Genomic DNA, 13,601 nt, shown 5'->3' on the forward strand with positions numbered 1-13,601 from the left:
CGGGGGCCCGCCGGCCCCGCTAAGGAGCCCCTCATGACCGCGCCCGTCGTCCACTCGCTGCGCGAACAGATCCGCGAGCACATCCTGGAAGGGATCATCAGCGGGCGCTGGCAGCCGGGTGAGCGGATCGTGGAGCGGCGGATCGCGACGGAGCTGGAGGTCAGCCAGACGCCCGTGCGGGAGGCGCTGCGGGAGCTGGAGTCGCTGCGGCTGATCGAGTCGGCGCCCAACAAGGGCGTACGCGTGCGGAACCTGACGGCGGCCGACCTGGAGGAGAGCTACCCGGTCCGGGCCGGTCTGGAGGCGATCGCGGCGGAGCTGGCGGCGGCGCGGCTGGCGGAGGACTGCTCGGCGCTGGAGCCGCACGTGGCCGCGCTGTACGAGGCGGACCGGATGGCCGACGGGACCGCGCAGGTGCGGCACACGGTGGGGTTCCACCGGGAGCTGGTGCGGGCGGCCGGCAACTCGGTGCTGCTGCACACGTGGGAGGGGCTGGGGATCGAGGTGTTCACGGCGCTGTCGATACGGTGGCTGGGGACGGTGCAGCAGTCGTACGCGGAGGAGCACGAGGAGTTGGTCGCCGCCTTCCGCCGCCGCGACCCCCGCATCGCGGAACTCGTGAAGTCGCATGTGCTCGGGTGCGCCCCGCGCGCCTAGGGACCGCCGTCGGGGCCGCGTCCCGGACTCCCTTCGCGCCCACACGGCGGAGCCGTACATCGGTACGGTCCCGCGCCCCCGAAGGGGCGCGGGGAACTGCGCGATCGGCCCCCGCCGGCCCGCGGTCGGCACACCTCCGAAGCGCCCCGCGCTCACCGGCGCGCACCCCGCCTCACCTGGGCAAACGCCCAGATCATCCCGTCACCCCGTGCCACCGCCAGAGGCACCCCGTGCCGACTTTCTCGTGATCAAGAGGTTTTACCCCTCAACCCTTTGATCGATCATCGATCACGGAGTTATTGTCACCTGCGGACTTCCACCGAAGTCCGCAGCCCTGTCCTGCCAAAGACCAAGGGCACCCCGAACCCTTCTGAGGGCACCCCCTTCGACTGAGGAAGGCGGCGACATGACGACCGACCCCCACGCCATCCAGCCGAGCGAGCTCGACCAGCTCCCGGACCGCGACCCCGAGGAGACCGCCGAGTGGCAGGCCTCCCTGGACGCCGTCACCGAGGCGGCCGGGCCGCACCGTGCCGCGTACCTGATGCGCCGCACGCTGGAGCGCGCCGAGGGCGCCGGCGTCGCGCTGCCGAAGCTCCTCGAGACGGACTACGTCAACACCATCCCCACCGCCGCCGAGCCCGCCGTGGACGGCGACGAGGCGATGGAGGCGCGGATCACCGCGTGGAACCGCTGGAACGCGGCGGCCATGGTGACCCGCGGCAGCAAGTACGGCGTGGGCGGCCACATCGCCACCTTCGCCTCCGCGGCCTGGCTGTACGAGACCGGCTTCAACCACTTCTTCCGCGGCAAGGAGGGGGACGGCTCCGGCGACCAGCTCTACATCCAGGGCCACGCCTCCCCCGGCATCTACGCCCGCGCGTTCCTCGACGGCCGGATCGGCGAGGAGCAGCTCGACAACTTCCGGCGTGAGGCCGGCGGCAACGGCCTGCCGTCCTACCCGCACCCGCGGCGCCTGCCCTGGCTGTGGGAGTTCCCCACCGTGTCGATGGGCCTCGGCCCGATCTCCGCGATCTACCAGGCGCGCTTCAACCGCTACCTGACCAGCCGCGGCATCAAGGACGTCTCCGACTCCCACGTGTGGGCGTTCCTCGGTGACGGCGAGATGGACGAGCCCGAGTCGACGACCGCGCTCACCCTCGCCTCCCGCGAGAAGCTGGACAACCTGACCTTCGTCATCAACTGCAACCTGCAGCGCCTCGACGGTCCGGTCCGCGCCAACTTCAAGATCGTGCAGGAGCTGGAGGCCCAGTTCCGCGGCGCCGGCTGGAACGTCGTCAAGACCCTGTGGGGCACCGCCTGGGACGAGCTGTTCCAGCTGGACACCACCGGTGCGCTGGTCCGCCGCCTGCGCGAGGTGCCGGACGCGCAGGTGCAGACGTACCAGACGCGCGACGCCGCCTACATCCGCGAGGACTTCTTCGGCAAGGACCCGGCGCTCGTCGAGATGGCGAAGCTGCTGAGCGACGACAAGATCCTCGAGTGCTTCCACGTCTCCCGCGGCGGCCACGAGTCCCGCAAGGTCTACGCCGCGTACCGGGCCGCGCTGTCCCACAAGGGCGCGCCGACCGTGATCCTGGCGCAGACCGTCAAGGGCCACACCCTCGGTGAGGGTTTCGCCTCGAAGAACGCCAACCACCAGATGAAGAAGCTGACGGTGGACGAGTTCAAGGCGATGCGCGACCGGCTCGAGCTGCCGATCCCGGACTCGCGGTTCGTCGACGGTGTGGTGCCCTACGTGCACCCGGGCGCCGACTCCCCCGAGGTCCGCTACCTCCAGGAGCGCCGCGCCGCCCTCGGCGGCCCCGCCCCGGCCCGCCGCGTGCACCCGGTGGCGCCGCTGCCGCAGCCCGCCGACAAGGCGTTCACCGCCTTCGACAAGGGCTCCGGCTCGCAGAACGTGGCCACCACGATGGCGTTCGTCCGCCTGGTCAAGGACCTGGTCCGCGACAAGGAGACCGGCAAGCGCTGGGTGCCGATCGTCCCCGACGAGGCGCGCACCTTCGGCATGGAGAGCCTCTTCCCGTCCCTCGGCATCTACTCGCCGATGGGCCAGACGTACGAGCCGGTCGACCGTGACCAGCTGATGTACTACAAGGAAGCCAAGAACGGCCAGATCTTCAACGAGGGGATCACCGAGGCCGGCGCCATGGCCGAGTTCGTCGCCGCCTCCACGTCGTACTCGACGCACGGCGAGACGATGATCCCGTTCTACATCTACTACTCGATGTTCGGCTGGCAGCGCACCGGCGACCAGATGTGGCAGCTCGGCGACCAGCTCGGCCGCGGCTTCCTGGTCGGCGCCACGGCGGGCCGCACCACGCTGACGGGCGAGGGCCTGCAGCACGCCGACGGCCACTCCCCGGTCATCGCGGCGACCAACCCGGCCGCCCTGACGTACGACCCGGCCTTCGCGTACGAGATCGGTGTCATCGTCAAGGAAGGCCTGCGCCGGATGTTCGGCGAGGCGAAGCCGGACGAGGACCAGAACGTCTTCTACTACCTGACGGTCTACAACGAGCCGCTGCCGCAGCCCGCCAAGCCGCAGGCGGCCGGCATCGACGAGGGCATCGTCAAGGGCCTGTACCGCTTCAACACGGCGGAGTCCGCGGGCCTGTCCCCCGCCGCCAACGCCCCGCGCATCCAGCTGCTGGGCTCCGGCACGGCGATCCACTGGGCGCTGAAGGCGCAGCGGCTGCTCGCCGAGGAGTGGGGCGTGGCCGCCGACGTGTGGTCCGCCACCTCGTGGACCGAGCTGCGCCGCGACGCGATGGAGGCCGACGAGGCCCTGCTGCGCGGCGAGGACCGGGTGCCGTTCGTCCGGCGCGCGCTCCAGGGTGCCGAGGGCCCGGTGCTGGCGGTCTCCGACTACATGCGCCAGGTCCCGGACCAGATCGCGCAGTGGGTCGAGCAGGACTACTCCTCGCTGGGCGCCGACGGCTTCGGTCTGTCGGACACCCGTGAGGCGGCCCGCCGCCACTTCGGGGTGGACGCCGAGTCCATCGTCGTCGCGGCCCTGGCCCAGCTCGCCCGCCGCGGCGAGGTGAAGGCCACCGCGGTGAAGGAGGCCCGGGAGAAGTACGGCCTGTAGGGCCGCAGTTCGCGGGAGACCCCCGTCGTCACGCGTCCGCGCGTGGTGGCGGGGGCCTCTTGCATGATGGGCGCATGCGTGCTGCCCGGTTGATCAAGATGGTGCTGCTGCTGCAGTCCCGGCCCTCCATGACCGCCGCCGAACTGGCCCGGGAGCTGGAGGTGTCGGAGCGGACGGTCACCCGGGACGCGCAGGCCCTGTCGGAGGCGGGCGTGCCGGTGTACGCGGACCGGGGGCGGATCGGCGGCTACCGGCTGGTCGGCGGGTACCGGACGCGGCTGACCGGGCTGGCGCGCGGCGAGGCGGAGGCGCTGTTCCTGTCCGGGGTGCCGGGTGCGCTGCGCGAGATGGGCCTGGAGGACGCGGCCTCGGCGGCCCGGCTGAAGGTGTCGGCCGCGCTGCTGCCGTCGCTGCGGGACGCCTCCCGTACCGCGGCGCAGCGCTTCCACCTGGACGCGCCGAACTGGTTCCGCGAGCCGCGCACGCCCGAGCTGCTGCCCGCGGTGGCGGACGCGGTGTGGGACGACCGGCGGGTCACCGCCCGCTACCTGCGCGGGTCGGGCGATCAGCGACACGAGATGGAGCGAGAGCTGGAGCCGTACGGGCTCGTGCTGAAGGCGGGGGTCTGGTACCTGTGCGCGCGGGTGCCGGGGCGGGACTCCTTCCGGGTGTACCGGATCGACCGGTTCACGGCGGTGGAGCCGGGCGAGCAGCGGTTCGAGCGGGCGGAGGACTTCGAGCTGCCCGCGTTCTGGGAGGAGCGGGCGGAGCAGTTCGCGCGGTCGATCCTGCGGGCGCAGGTGGTGGTGCGGCTGACGGCGGAGGGGATGCGGCGGCTGCCGTACGCGGTGGACGCGGGGGTGGCGCGGGAGGTGCTGGAGGGGGTGGCCGCGCCCGGGGAAGAGGAGTGGGTGACCGTCACCTTGCCGGTGGAGTCGGAGGAGGTGGCTCGGATGCAGTTGGCTTCGCTGGGGGCGGAGGTGGAGGTGCTGGAACCGGTGTCGTTGCGGGAGTTCTTCGTCTCCGAGGCGGAGAGGCTCATGCGGTTGTACCGGGGGTGAGCGGGCGTGGGGGCGCCCAGGGTTTTCGCCCCCTCCACCCCTTCCCTTCCCTGGGCGCTGCGCCCCCAGACCCCCCGTTTGCGCAGTTCCCCGCGCCCCTGACGGGGCGCGGGTCGATGCTTGTTCCGTGATGGACGAGACGGAGTTCTGGGAGCTGGTGGACATCGCCCGGGAGGATGCCGAGGGCGACCCGGAGGAGCAGGCGGACCTGCTCGTGGAACGGCTCGTGCTGCGGGATCCTGAGGCGGTCCTGGACTTCGCCCGTCACTTCGAGGCCCGCTACCACCGCGCCTACCGCTGGGACCTGTGGGGCGCCGCGTGGGTGCTGCTGGACGGGGCCAGTGACGACGCCTTCGACTTCTTCCGGTGCTGGCTGATCGGCCAGGGCCGGGAGGTGTTCGAGGGGGCGCTGCACGATCCGGACGAGCTGGCCGACCTGCTCGGCGACTTCGACGAGGAGATCGACGGCGACGGCGAGGACCTGGGCTACGCGGCGGACGAGGCGTACGAGCAGCTCACCGGGACGGTGGCGCCGGACCTCGGCCTCCCTCCGGCCCCGGCGGAGCCGGAGGGCGCGCCGCTCGACTTCGAGAACGAGGCGCTGCTCGCCGAGCGCTATCCGCGGCTGTGGGAGAGGTTCCGCTCCTGAGCCGCGGTGCGCGGGCGCCGATGCGCGGTCACAGACGCCGGTGGGGGCTCTGCGTGTGGCGCAGGGGGGCCGCGTTGGCCTGCATGAGGGCGGAGGCCGTGTAGGCCGCCGGGCCGAGGACGACGGCCGCCGCGGCGCACAGTGCGGTCCAGGGACGGCGCAGGGCGTCCGCCCAGGGGGTACTTCGGTCAAGGGTGTCGCTCATGGGCTCAGCTCTTCGTTTCGTGCGTCGTCTTCCAGTTCGACGCGCTCTGTGTCGGTGCCGGAGTCCCGGTCGGTGCCGGTGCCGGCGTCGCGGCCCTGGAGGCGGGCCGCGAGGTCCCTGATCTCCGGGAGCCGCGCGTGCAGGGCGGCGCCCGGGCAGTCGGTCATGTAGCCGTCGCTGTGTCCCGCGACGGCGGGCAGGGTCGCGGCGGTGCCGGCCGCGTAGCGGCTGCCGCCGTTGCTGGAGACCAGCCGGACCTCGGCGCGCGGGTCGGTCCCCGAGGGGCCGAGCTTCCAGGCGGTCACGGCGGCGATCGCGCGCAGCATCACGTCGGGTACCTCCGCGCCCTCGGTGAAGGTGCCGAGGGCGGCGACGCCGGCGGTGCGGTGGTTGAAGCCCTGGGTGTGGGCGCCCGTGACGGGGCGGTCGGAGCCGCCCGCGCGGCCCTCGTAGACGGTGCCGCAGCGGTCGACGACGAAGTTGTAGCCGAGGTCGTCCCAGTCGCGGCCCTGGGTCTGCCCGTCGTACAGGCCCCGGATGATGCCGGGGGCGTCGGCGCAGTCGTAGCCGTTGGGCGAGTCGGTGTGGTGGACGAAGACGGCGACGACCTGGTCGTCGTAGCGCGGCGGGGGCTGGTCGCGGGCGGCGTCACCCAGCCAGACCGAGCGCGGCACGATGGACGGCCGGGGCGCCTGGAAGGCGGGCGCGGGGCGGGCGGCGGCCTCGGCGTCGGAGGTCTCGGCGGCCCGCTCGACGCCGTACGCGGTCAGCACCAGGGCGACGGCAGCGGCCACGCCCGGCAGACAGCCGAGCGGTACCGCGACGGCTCGGGGCAGGCGCGGGGAGCCGGGCCAGCCGGGTATCCGGGGGGAGCGGGGTTTCCGCGCTCCGCGCGGTCGTCTCCTGGGGACACGCATAGTGCCACTGTGGGTGCGGTCGGCGGGCTCCGCGAGATCTGCTCTGCCAGTCGGTGGAACCATCGTCCCGGTGCGTGACGTTTTCCCCTGTGCACGCGCGTCTCGCGGGCACCCTCCCCGCGTCCGGCCGGCGCGTGGCTGATCATCGGGCCCTTAAGCCCCGTATGGAGGGTCGGTGGTCCCGAGAGAAAGGCGGCGTGCGTGGATCTGCTCGACATCCTGCTGATGCTGGTCGTCCTGGCCTATGCGGCGTCCGGTTACCGGCGCGGACTGGTGGCCGGCTGCGTGTCGCTGGCCGGATTCGTGGGCGGCGCGGTCGTCGGCGTGTGGATCCTGCCGTGGGTGATGGACCTGGTGACACCGGGGACGACGCGGGCGACGGTGGCGGCCGTGTTCACGGTGCTGCTGCCGGCCGTGGTGGGGCACGAACTGGCGGGGCGGCTCGGGCTGCGGCTGCGCCGTGAGCTGGACCGGGGCCCGCTGCGGGTGGCGGACGGGGTCGGCGGGGCGGCGGCCAACGCGGTGGCGGTGCTGATCGTGGCGTGGGTGGCGGCGAGCGTGCTGGGCGCGTCCTCGTCACCGCTGATCACCTCGGCGATCCGGGACTCACGGCTGCTGGGCGCGGTGCAGGACGCGATGCCGGACACCACCCCGGCGTGGTTCTCCCGGGCCACCTCGGCGCTGACCGAGGCGGGCTTCCCGCAGGTGTTCAACCCCTTCGAGAACGAGTCGACCGCGGAGGTCGCCGCGCCGTCCGGGGACAACGTCACCGCGGCCGCGACCCGGGCCGCGCAGCGCAGCACCGTGAAGGTCGAGGGGGTGGCCGGCACGCAGGGCCGCGAGGGCAGCGGGTTCGTGTACGCGCGGGAGCACGTGATGACCAACGCGCACGTGGTGGCCGGCATCGACGAGCCCACCGTGCGCGTGGGCGGCGTCGGGCGGACGTACGAGGCGCGGGTGGTGCTGTTCGACCCGCAGACGGACGTGGCCGTGCTGCACGTGCCGGACCTGCGGGCGCCGCTCCTGGCCTTCGACGACGACGCCGAGCGGGGCGAGGCGGCGGTGGTGGCGGGCTATCCGCAGGACGGCGACCTGAACCTGCAGGCGGCGACGGTCGCGGCGCGGGTGCAGGCCCGCGGACAGAACATCTACAACGACGGCCCGGTCACCCGGGAGATCTACTCGATCCGCTCCACGGTCCGTCCCGGCAACTCCGGCGGGCCGCTGCTGACCACCGACGGCCGGGTGTTCGGCGTGGTGTTCGCGCGTTCCACCTCGGACGCCGAGACGGGGTACGTGCTGACGGCGGACGAGGTGGCGGACGAGGCCGCGCGGGCGGCGGAGGCGACCACGCCGGTGGACACGGGGCAGCCGGTGACGTCGTAGCGGGGAGTCCGCGCCGCGGGGGCCCGGCGCTCACGGCGCGGAGGCCCGCGGGCCGGTCACGGCGCGGAGGCCCGCGGGCCGGTCACGGCGCAGGGGCCCGCGGGCCGGTCACGGCGAGGGAGCCCGCGGACGGGTCACGACGCGAGGGCCCAAGGGGCCGGGGGCCAGCCCAGGAGCCCGCAGGCCGGTCACGGCGAGGGAACCCGCGGACGGGTCACGACGCGAGGGCCCAAGGGGCCGGGGGCCAGCCCAGGAGCCCGCAGGCCGGTCACGGCGAGGGAACCCGCGGACGGGTCACGACGCGAGGGCCCAAGGGGCCGGGAGCCAGCCCAGGAGCCCGCAGGCCGGTCACGGCGCGGGGCCCCAGGGGCCGGTCAGATCAGGCGCAGGCCCATGGACACGTCGTCGACGTACCGGCCGTCGAGGAAGAACTCCTCCGGCTGCACGCCCTCCACGACGAAGCCCTCGGACGCGTACAGCGCGCGGGCGGCCGTGTTGTGGCCGAGGACCCGCAGGGTCAGCCTGCGGCCTCCCCGGCGGCGGGCCTCCGCCACGGCGGCCCGCACCAGGGCCCGGCCCGCGCCCTTGCCGCGCGCCTCCTCCGCGACGGCCAGGCCGCGGATCTGCAGGACGTGCGTGTTGCACTTCAGCTCGGTGGGGTGGCCGAGGCGGACGTAGCCGACGAGGCGGCCCTCGTCCTCGGCGACGAGGTGCGCGTCCGGACCGCAGGCCGGCCGGAAGAACGGCTCGTCCGGCCCGGGCGGCGGCGTGACGGCGTGCAGCGGGGACCACGTCTCGTGGTCCAGACGGGCCAGGTCGCCCTCGTCGTCGGGGCGGGCGGTGCGTATGAGCGGTTCCGGCATGCGCGTCACTCTACGCGCCGGTTCGGGCCGTGATTTCCGGTGCGGCAGGGGCAGGATGGACGCCATGGAACATGCGCGTATCGCGGTGGCCGGGGCGTCCGGACTGATCGGCCGTGCCCTGGCGCGGTCGCTGACGGCGGAGGGGCACACGGTGCTGCGGCTGGTGCGCCGCGCGCCCCGGTCGGCGGACGAGATCCGGTGGGACCCGGAGCGGGGGACGGTGGACGCGGCCGGGCTCGCCGGGTGCGACGCGGTGGTGAACCTGGCCGGTGCGGGGGTCGGCGACCGGCGCTGGACGGACGCGTACAAGGAGCTGATCCGGTCCAGCCGGGTGCGGGGCACGACGGCCCTCGCCGAGGCCGTGGCCGGGCTCCCCGAGGACGCCCGGCCCCGGGTGTTCCTCAACGGCAGCGCGATCGGCTACTACGGCGAGACCGGCGACCGGGCGGTGGACGAGAGCGCGCCCCCGGGTGAGGGGTTCCTGCCGGAGGTGTGCGTGGCGTGGGAGGCCGCCGCGGCGCCGGCCCGGGAGGCGGGCGTGCGGACCGTGTTCGCGCGCACGGGGCTCGTGGTGGCGGGCGGCGGCGGGGCGTGGGGCCGGCTGTTCCCGCTGTTCCGGGCGGGGCTCGGCGGGCGGCTGGGCGACGGGCGCCAGTACTGGTCGTACATCGCGCTGCACGACGAGGTGGCGGCGCTGCGTCATCTGCTGGACACCGACGGGCTGTCCGGGCCGTTCAACCTGACCGCGCCGGAGCCGGTGACCAACCGTGAGGTCACCGAGGCGATGGGGCGGGTGCTGCGCCGGCCGGCCGTGTTCGCGGTGCCGGCGCCGGTGCTGCGGACGGTGCTCGGGGAGATGGCCGGGGACGTGCTGGGCAGCGCGCGGGTGGTGCCGGCACGGCTGCTGGAGTCGGGGTTCCGCTTCGCGTTCCCGCGGGTCGAGGGGGCGATCAGGGCGGCGCTGTGACGGTGTGGGGGCGTGCACGGTGATCCGCGTGCCCCGCCGGGCGCCGTCCGCGACCGGGCCGTACCGGGCAGCGACCTTTTCTGACCCCTCTGCGACCGGTTGATGCCCGCGCGGGGTGCGTATGCGACCGTCGTGCGCCCGTGCTCTGTCCGTGCGCGACTGACCCGGTGACCGGTCACCGGCCTAACCTCGAGCCGAACTCGGGTATCCCTGGGGCCTGTTGAGGGCATGACGTCTCCAGCGCCCGCGCAACCTCGAGGAGGGGCACGTGCTTGAGCCCACGTACCAGGCGGACGTCGTCGTCGTGGGAGCCGGGGTGGCCGGACTCTCCGCGGCACGACGACTGACCAGCGCAGGAGTCTCGACCGTCGTCCTGGAGGCCGCCCATGAGGTGGGCGGCCGCATGGCGACCGAGAAGGTCGACGGCTTCCGACTCGACACCGTCGGACGGCTGTTGTCCACGGCATGCCCCGAACTCCACCTCACCCCGGGGCTGGAGGACCTGGTGCTGCGGCCCTTCGCGCCGGGTGTCCTGCTGCACAGCGACGGACGACATCATCGTGCGGGCGTCCAGCCGGGCACCCGGCGCGCACGGGGAGCGCGGAGCGCGAGGGGCGCACTCCACGCGGTGCGCGCCCTGGCGAGTGCCCCCCGCCCGGGGCCGCGCAGGCCGGTGGCGGTACCCGGGCGTCAGGTGTCCGTGCCCCGCAACCGCGCCGGTGCCCCGCTCGGCACGGCGCTCGACCAGGCCCGTCTGGGCGCCGCCCTGGACCGGCTGGCGGGTGCGCCGGTGGAACGGCTGCTGGCCCGCCCCGAGACGACCGCCGCGGAGGCCCTGGCGGCCCGGGGGCTGCCCGTCCGCACCGTCGACGGCTTCCTGCGCCCGCTGCTGGCCGCCCTGTTGTGCGACCCGGAGCTCGGTACCTCCAGCAGGTCCGCGGACCTGGCCCTGCGGGACTTCGCGCGCGGCCGGCTGTGCCTGCCGGAGGGCGGGTCGGAGGCGCTGTCACAGCTGCTGGCGCGGTCGCTGCCGCCGGGCACGGTGCACACGGGGGTGCGGGTCACCTCCGTGTCGACCACGTCGGTGACCACGGCGGAGCACGGGGTGGTCCGGTGTGCCGCCGTGCTGGTCGCGACCGGTGCGCGGGCCGCGGCGGAGCTGCTGCCGGGGCTGCGGGTGCCGGACTTCCATCCGGTCACGGTCGTGCACCACACCACCGACGAGGCGCCGGGCACGGACACCTCGCTGCTGCTGGACGCGGACCGGGGCGGGCCGGTGGCGCACACCGCCGTGGTGAGCCGGGTCGACCCCTCCCGCGCCCCGGCCGGCCGCACGCTGGTCACCTCGGCGGTCCTCGGTCCCCCCGCGACGGACACCGACACCGCCGTGCGGATGCACCTGGCCCGGCTGTACGGGGTGCCCACGACGCGGTGGGAGACGCTGGCGGTGCGGCACACGGCGGACGCGGTCCCGGCGATGCGCCCGCCGCACGACCTGCGCCGGCCGGTACGGCTGCTGGCGGGGCTGTACGTCTGCGGCGACCACCGCGACAGCGGCGCGGTCCAGGGCGCCCTGCGCTCCGCCGACCGAGCGGCCACGGCCCTCCTGACGGACCTGGGCGTCGACCGCCCCCTCCACACGGCCGACCCCTTACCGACAGCCCGAGCGGCCTGATCCACCGGCACGGGCGAGCAGACCCGCTCGCCCCCGCCCCGGCACCTGCCCGGCCACCGAAACCGTGTCCGCGCCCCGCGTGACCTGACCGCAGGGCGCGGACACGCTTCACCCCACGGCACGTACGCCTTGGACAGCACGCCACGCGCCCGCGTCGGCGGCGGCGTGCACCGCCCCGGCACTCGGCCCGGCGCCCGCTGCCCGGGCACGCGCGCGGGACGCGCACGGCGGCACTCCCCGGCCCGACGACGCGGCCCGGCGGGGATGCGGCTCGCGCGTGTCCGTCGCGGCCGCGTCGGCCACCGGCCCACCCGGCCAGGCCGGCGCGCGCCATGGTGCCGCGGTCACGCGGCATGACGACGGCACACAGCCCGAGCCGGAAGGCCACCCGGGCCCCCGCGGGCACCGCCGGACGCGCCGCCCCCGTGACCGGCGGCCGAACCGGCGCAGGTGGACCGCCCGCGAGGCGGGCGGGTCAGGCGTACGTGGAGACCCTGTCGCGGTAGGTGCGGACCGGGGCCGCGTCGCGGTAGGGCTCCAGGCGGCGTTCGAAGTCGCGGACGTACTCGACCGCGCGGACCGAGCGCATCTCCGCCGCCTGGGCCGCCGCCTCCGCCGCCAGCTGGCACGCCTGGTCGAGTTCGCCGAGGCCCAGGCGGGCGGTGGCGAGGACGACGCGGCAGAACAGCCGGCTGCGGGCGTACCCGGGCCCGCGCAGCTGCAGCGACCGTTCCGCGTGCTGGGCGGCGGCGCGGAACTGCTGGAGGTCCCGGTGGCAGTGGCCGAACTCGTCGGCGAGCTGGGCCTCGTCGAAGAAGCGCGCCCAGTGGGGCACCTCGTCGCCGGGCCGCGCCGCGTCCAGCGCGCGTTCCGCGCGGACCAGGGCGGCCGTGCAGGCCCGTACCTCCCCGAGCACCCCGTGCCCGCGCGCCTCGGCGGCGTGCAGCAGGGCCTGGACGGCGGGCGGGGCGGAGCCGCCCGCGCCCTGCTGAGCCACCCGGGCGAGCTGCACGGCCTCCCGTCCGTGGCCGAGGTAGACCGCCTGGCGGCTCATCGTGACGAGCACGTAGGCGCCGTACGCGCGGTCGCCGGCCGCCTGGGCCAGCCGGAGCGCCTGGACGAAGTACCGCTGGGCGAGCCCGTGCGCGGCGATGTCGTACGACGTCCAGCCGGCCAGCCGGGTCAGGTCGGCGGCGGCCGCGAAGAGCCGCCGGCCCAGCTGTTCGCCGTACGTCCCGCGGAGCATCGGCTCGCACTCGTGCTCCAGGTAGCGCACGAGGGCCTGGCGGGCGTGCCCGCCGCCGTACGCGTCGTCGAGGGTGCGGAACAGCTCGCCGACCGAGCGCAGCGCGGAGATGTCACCCCCTGACACCCGGTAGCCGGGCCCGCGTTCGGCCCCGCCGCGCCGGCGGGCGGTGAGTTCGGCGGGCGTCACGGGCCGCACCGGCCCCCGCCCCTGGGCGGGCACCCGCACCGGCTCGGCGCGGGCCACCTTCTCGTCGGGCCGGCCGATGAGCCAGTCCCGGCTCGGCACCACCAGCCCCGCCGAGGTGAAGGCGATCTTGCGGAGTTCGGCGTGGCTGCCGGAGTCCTTGCGCCAGAGTCCGCTGACGATGTCGACGGCCTCCTCCGGGGTGGCCGCGAACTCCAGTCCCGCGTAGACGGGCGCGCAGGCGTCGAGGCCCAGGTCCTGGGCGCTCAGCCTGCGTCCGAGGCGCCGGGTGAAGACCTCGGCGATCAGCGCCGGGGTCGTGCCGCGTGGCTGCTGTCCGCGCAGCCAGCGGGTCACGGAGGTCTTGTCGTATCTCAGGTCGAGCCCGTGTTCGAGACCGAGCTGGTCCACGCGACGGGCGAGTCCCGCGTTGGAGAACCCCGCTTCTGCGATGAGCGCGGCGAGCTGTCGGTTGGGGGTGCGCTGCGCGGGTCGTTCCGTCATCTGCGGTGCGGTCTCCTGCCTTACGGCTGTGGGTGTGCGCGGATTGCCTGTGAGCAGCCCTTATGGCCTCACGGTCGGCGCGAATGTAGCGGAGAGTGAACACTCGGTCGCAGAGATCGACCGGCATTCATCCGATCGTGTGAGGATTGCCCGAATGCTGACGAGCGGGCCAC

At 74.6% G+C, this 13,601-nt stretch carries 11 protein-coding genes; 7 read left to right on the top strand and 4 right to left on the bottom strand.

Features of this window, described 5'->3' with window-relative positions:
• Nucleotides 1-33: 33 nt before the first annotated feature.
• From B100_RS0101195 to B100_RS0101210, 4 genes are all read left to right on the top strand, one after another.
• Nucleotides 34-657: a GntR family transcriptional regulator gene (locus B100_RS0101195; RefSeq protein WP_024882649.1), complete on the top strand. Its 624-nt coding sequence runs from the start codon at nucleotides 34-36 to the stop codon at nucleotides 655-657.
• A gap of 406 nt (nucleotides 658-1,063) precedes the next feature.
• Entirely contained in the window at nucleotides 1,064-3,769 is a 2,706-nt protein-coding gene (aceE, locus tag B100_RS0101200) for a pyruvate dehydrogenase (acetyl-transferring), homodimeric type (protein ID WP_024882650.1), read from the top strand.
• Nucleotides 3,770-3,843: 74 nt separating this feature from the next.
• Nucleotides 3,844-4,830, top strand: a complete 987-nt coding sequence (locus B100_RS0101205) for a helix-turn-helix transcriptional regulator (RefSeq protein WP_024882651.1) — start codon at nucleotides 3,844-3,846, stop codon at nucleotides 4,828-4,830.
• A gap of 130 nt (nucleotides 4,831-4,960) precedes the next feature.
• Complete coding sequence (locus tag B100_RS0101210) at nucleotides 4,961-5,479, top strand: DUF4240 domain-containing protein (RefSeq protein WP_024882652.1); 519 nt, start codon at nucleotides 4,961-4,963, stop codon at nucleotides 5,477-5,479.
• 28 nt (nucleotides 5,480-5,507) lie between these two features.
• Here the strand turns inward: B100_RS0101210 and B100_RS37150 are convergent, their stop codons facing one another.
• Nucleotides 5,508-5,684, bottom strand: coding sequence for a hypothetical protein (locus B100_RS37150; protein ID WP_199785195.1), 177 nt, complete (start codon nucleotides 5,682-5,684; stop codon nucleotides 5,508-5,510).
• The gene (locus B100_RS0101220; RefSeq protein WP_486585581.1) at nucleotides 5,681-6,487 is read right to left on the bottom strand and encodes a peptidoglycan recognition protein family protein; all 807 of its coding nucleotides are present in this window, start codon (nucleotides 6,485-6,487) and stop codon (nucleotides 5,681-5,683) included. The genes B100_RS37150 and B100_RS0101220 overlap by 4 nt, the downstream gene beginning before the upstream one ends.
• 315 nt (nucleotides 6,488-6,802) lie before the next feature.
• On the opposite strand from B100_RS0101220, the gene B100_RS0101225 reads away from it, so the two are divergent.
• Nucleotides 6,803-7,987 (top strand): MarP family serine protease, encoded by a 1,185-nt coding sequence (locus B100_RS0101225; RefSeq protein WP_024882654.1) that lies wholly within the window; start codon nucleotides 6,803-6,805, stop codon nucleotides 7,985-7,987.
• Between the two features lie 374 nt (nucleotides 7,988-8,361).
• On the opposite strand, the gene B100_RS0101230 is transcribed toward B100_RS0101225, so the two are convergent.
• Nucleotides 8,362-8,850 (bottom strand): GNAT family N-acetyltransferase, encoded by a 489-nt coding sequence (locus tag B100_RS0101230; protein WP_037722361.1) that lies wholly within the window; start codon nucleotides 8,848-8,850, stop codon nucleotides 8,362-8,364.
• Between the two features lie 64 nt (nucleotides 8,851-8,914).
• Here B100_RS0101230 and B100_RS0101235 point away from each other — a divergent pair, with 64 nt between their 5' ends.
• Both B100_RS0101235 and B100_RS0101240 read left to right on the top strand, forming a co-directional pair.
• On the top strand, nucleotides 8,915-9,817 hold the full coding sequence (locus tag B100_RS0101235; protein ID WP_024882656.1) for a TIGR01777 family oxidoreductase: 903 nt from the start codon (nucleotides 8,915-8,917) through the stop codon (nucleotides 9,815-9,817).
• Between the two features lie 268 nt (nucleotides 9,818-10,085).
• A complete protein-coding gene (locus tag B100_RS0101240) occupies nucleotides 10,086-11,492 on the top strand; it encodes an NAD(P)/FAD-dependent oxidoreductase (RefSeq protein ID WP_024882657.1) in 1,407 nt (468 codons plus the stop codon).
• Between the two features lie 475 nt (nucleotides 11,493-11,967).
• Here B100_RS0101240 and B100_RS0101245 read toward each other — a convergent pair whose 3' ends face one another.
• The gene (locus B100_RS0101245) at nucleotides 11,968-13,428 is read right to left on the bottom strand and encodes an NsdA family TPR-like regulatory protein (RefSeq protein WP_024882658.1); all 1,461 of its coding nucleotides are present in this window, start codon (nucleotides 13,426-13,428) and stop codon (nucleotides 11,968-11,970) included.
• Nucleotides 13,429-13,601: the final 173 nt, after the last annotated feature.

It is taken from the genome of Streptomyces sp. CNH189 (genome assembly GCF_000527195.1).

Excerpts from the sequence above, each read along its gene's own strand:
- B100_RS0101195 (WP_024882649.1), top strand. The coding sequence starts at position 34 with ATGACCGCGCCCGTCGTCCACTCGCTGCGCGAACAGATCCGCGAGCAC.
- aceE (WP_024882650.1), top strand. The coding sequence starts at position 1,064 with ATGACGACCGACCCCCACGCCATCCAGCCGAGCGAGCTCGACCAGCTC.
- B100_RS0101205 (WP_024882651.1), top strand. The coding sequence starts at position 3,844 with ATGCGTGCTGCCCGGTTGATCAAGATGGTGCTGCTGCTGCAGTCCCGG.
- B100_RS0101210 (WP_024882652.1), top strand. The coding sequence starts at position 4,961 with ATGGACGAGACGGAGTTCTGGGAGCTGGTGGACATCGCCCGGGAGGAT.
- B100_RS37150 (WP_199785195.1), bottom strand. The coding sequence starts at position 5,684 with ATGAGCGACACCCTTGACCGAAGTACCCCCTGGGCGGACGCCCTGCGC.
- B100_RS0101230 (WP_037722361.1), bottom strand. The coding sequence starts at position 8,850 with ATGCCGGAACCGCTCATACGCACCGCCCGCCCCGACGACGAGGGCGAC.
- B100_RS0101235 (WP_024882656.1), top strand. The coding sequence starts at position 8,915 with ATGGAACATGCGCGTATCGCGGTGGCCGGGGCGTCCGGACTGATCGGC.
- B100_RS0101245 (WP_024882658.1), bottom strand. The coding sequence starts at position 13,428 with ATGACGGAACGACCCGCGCAGCGCACCCCCAACCGACAGCTCGCCGCG.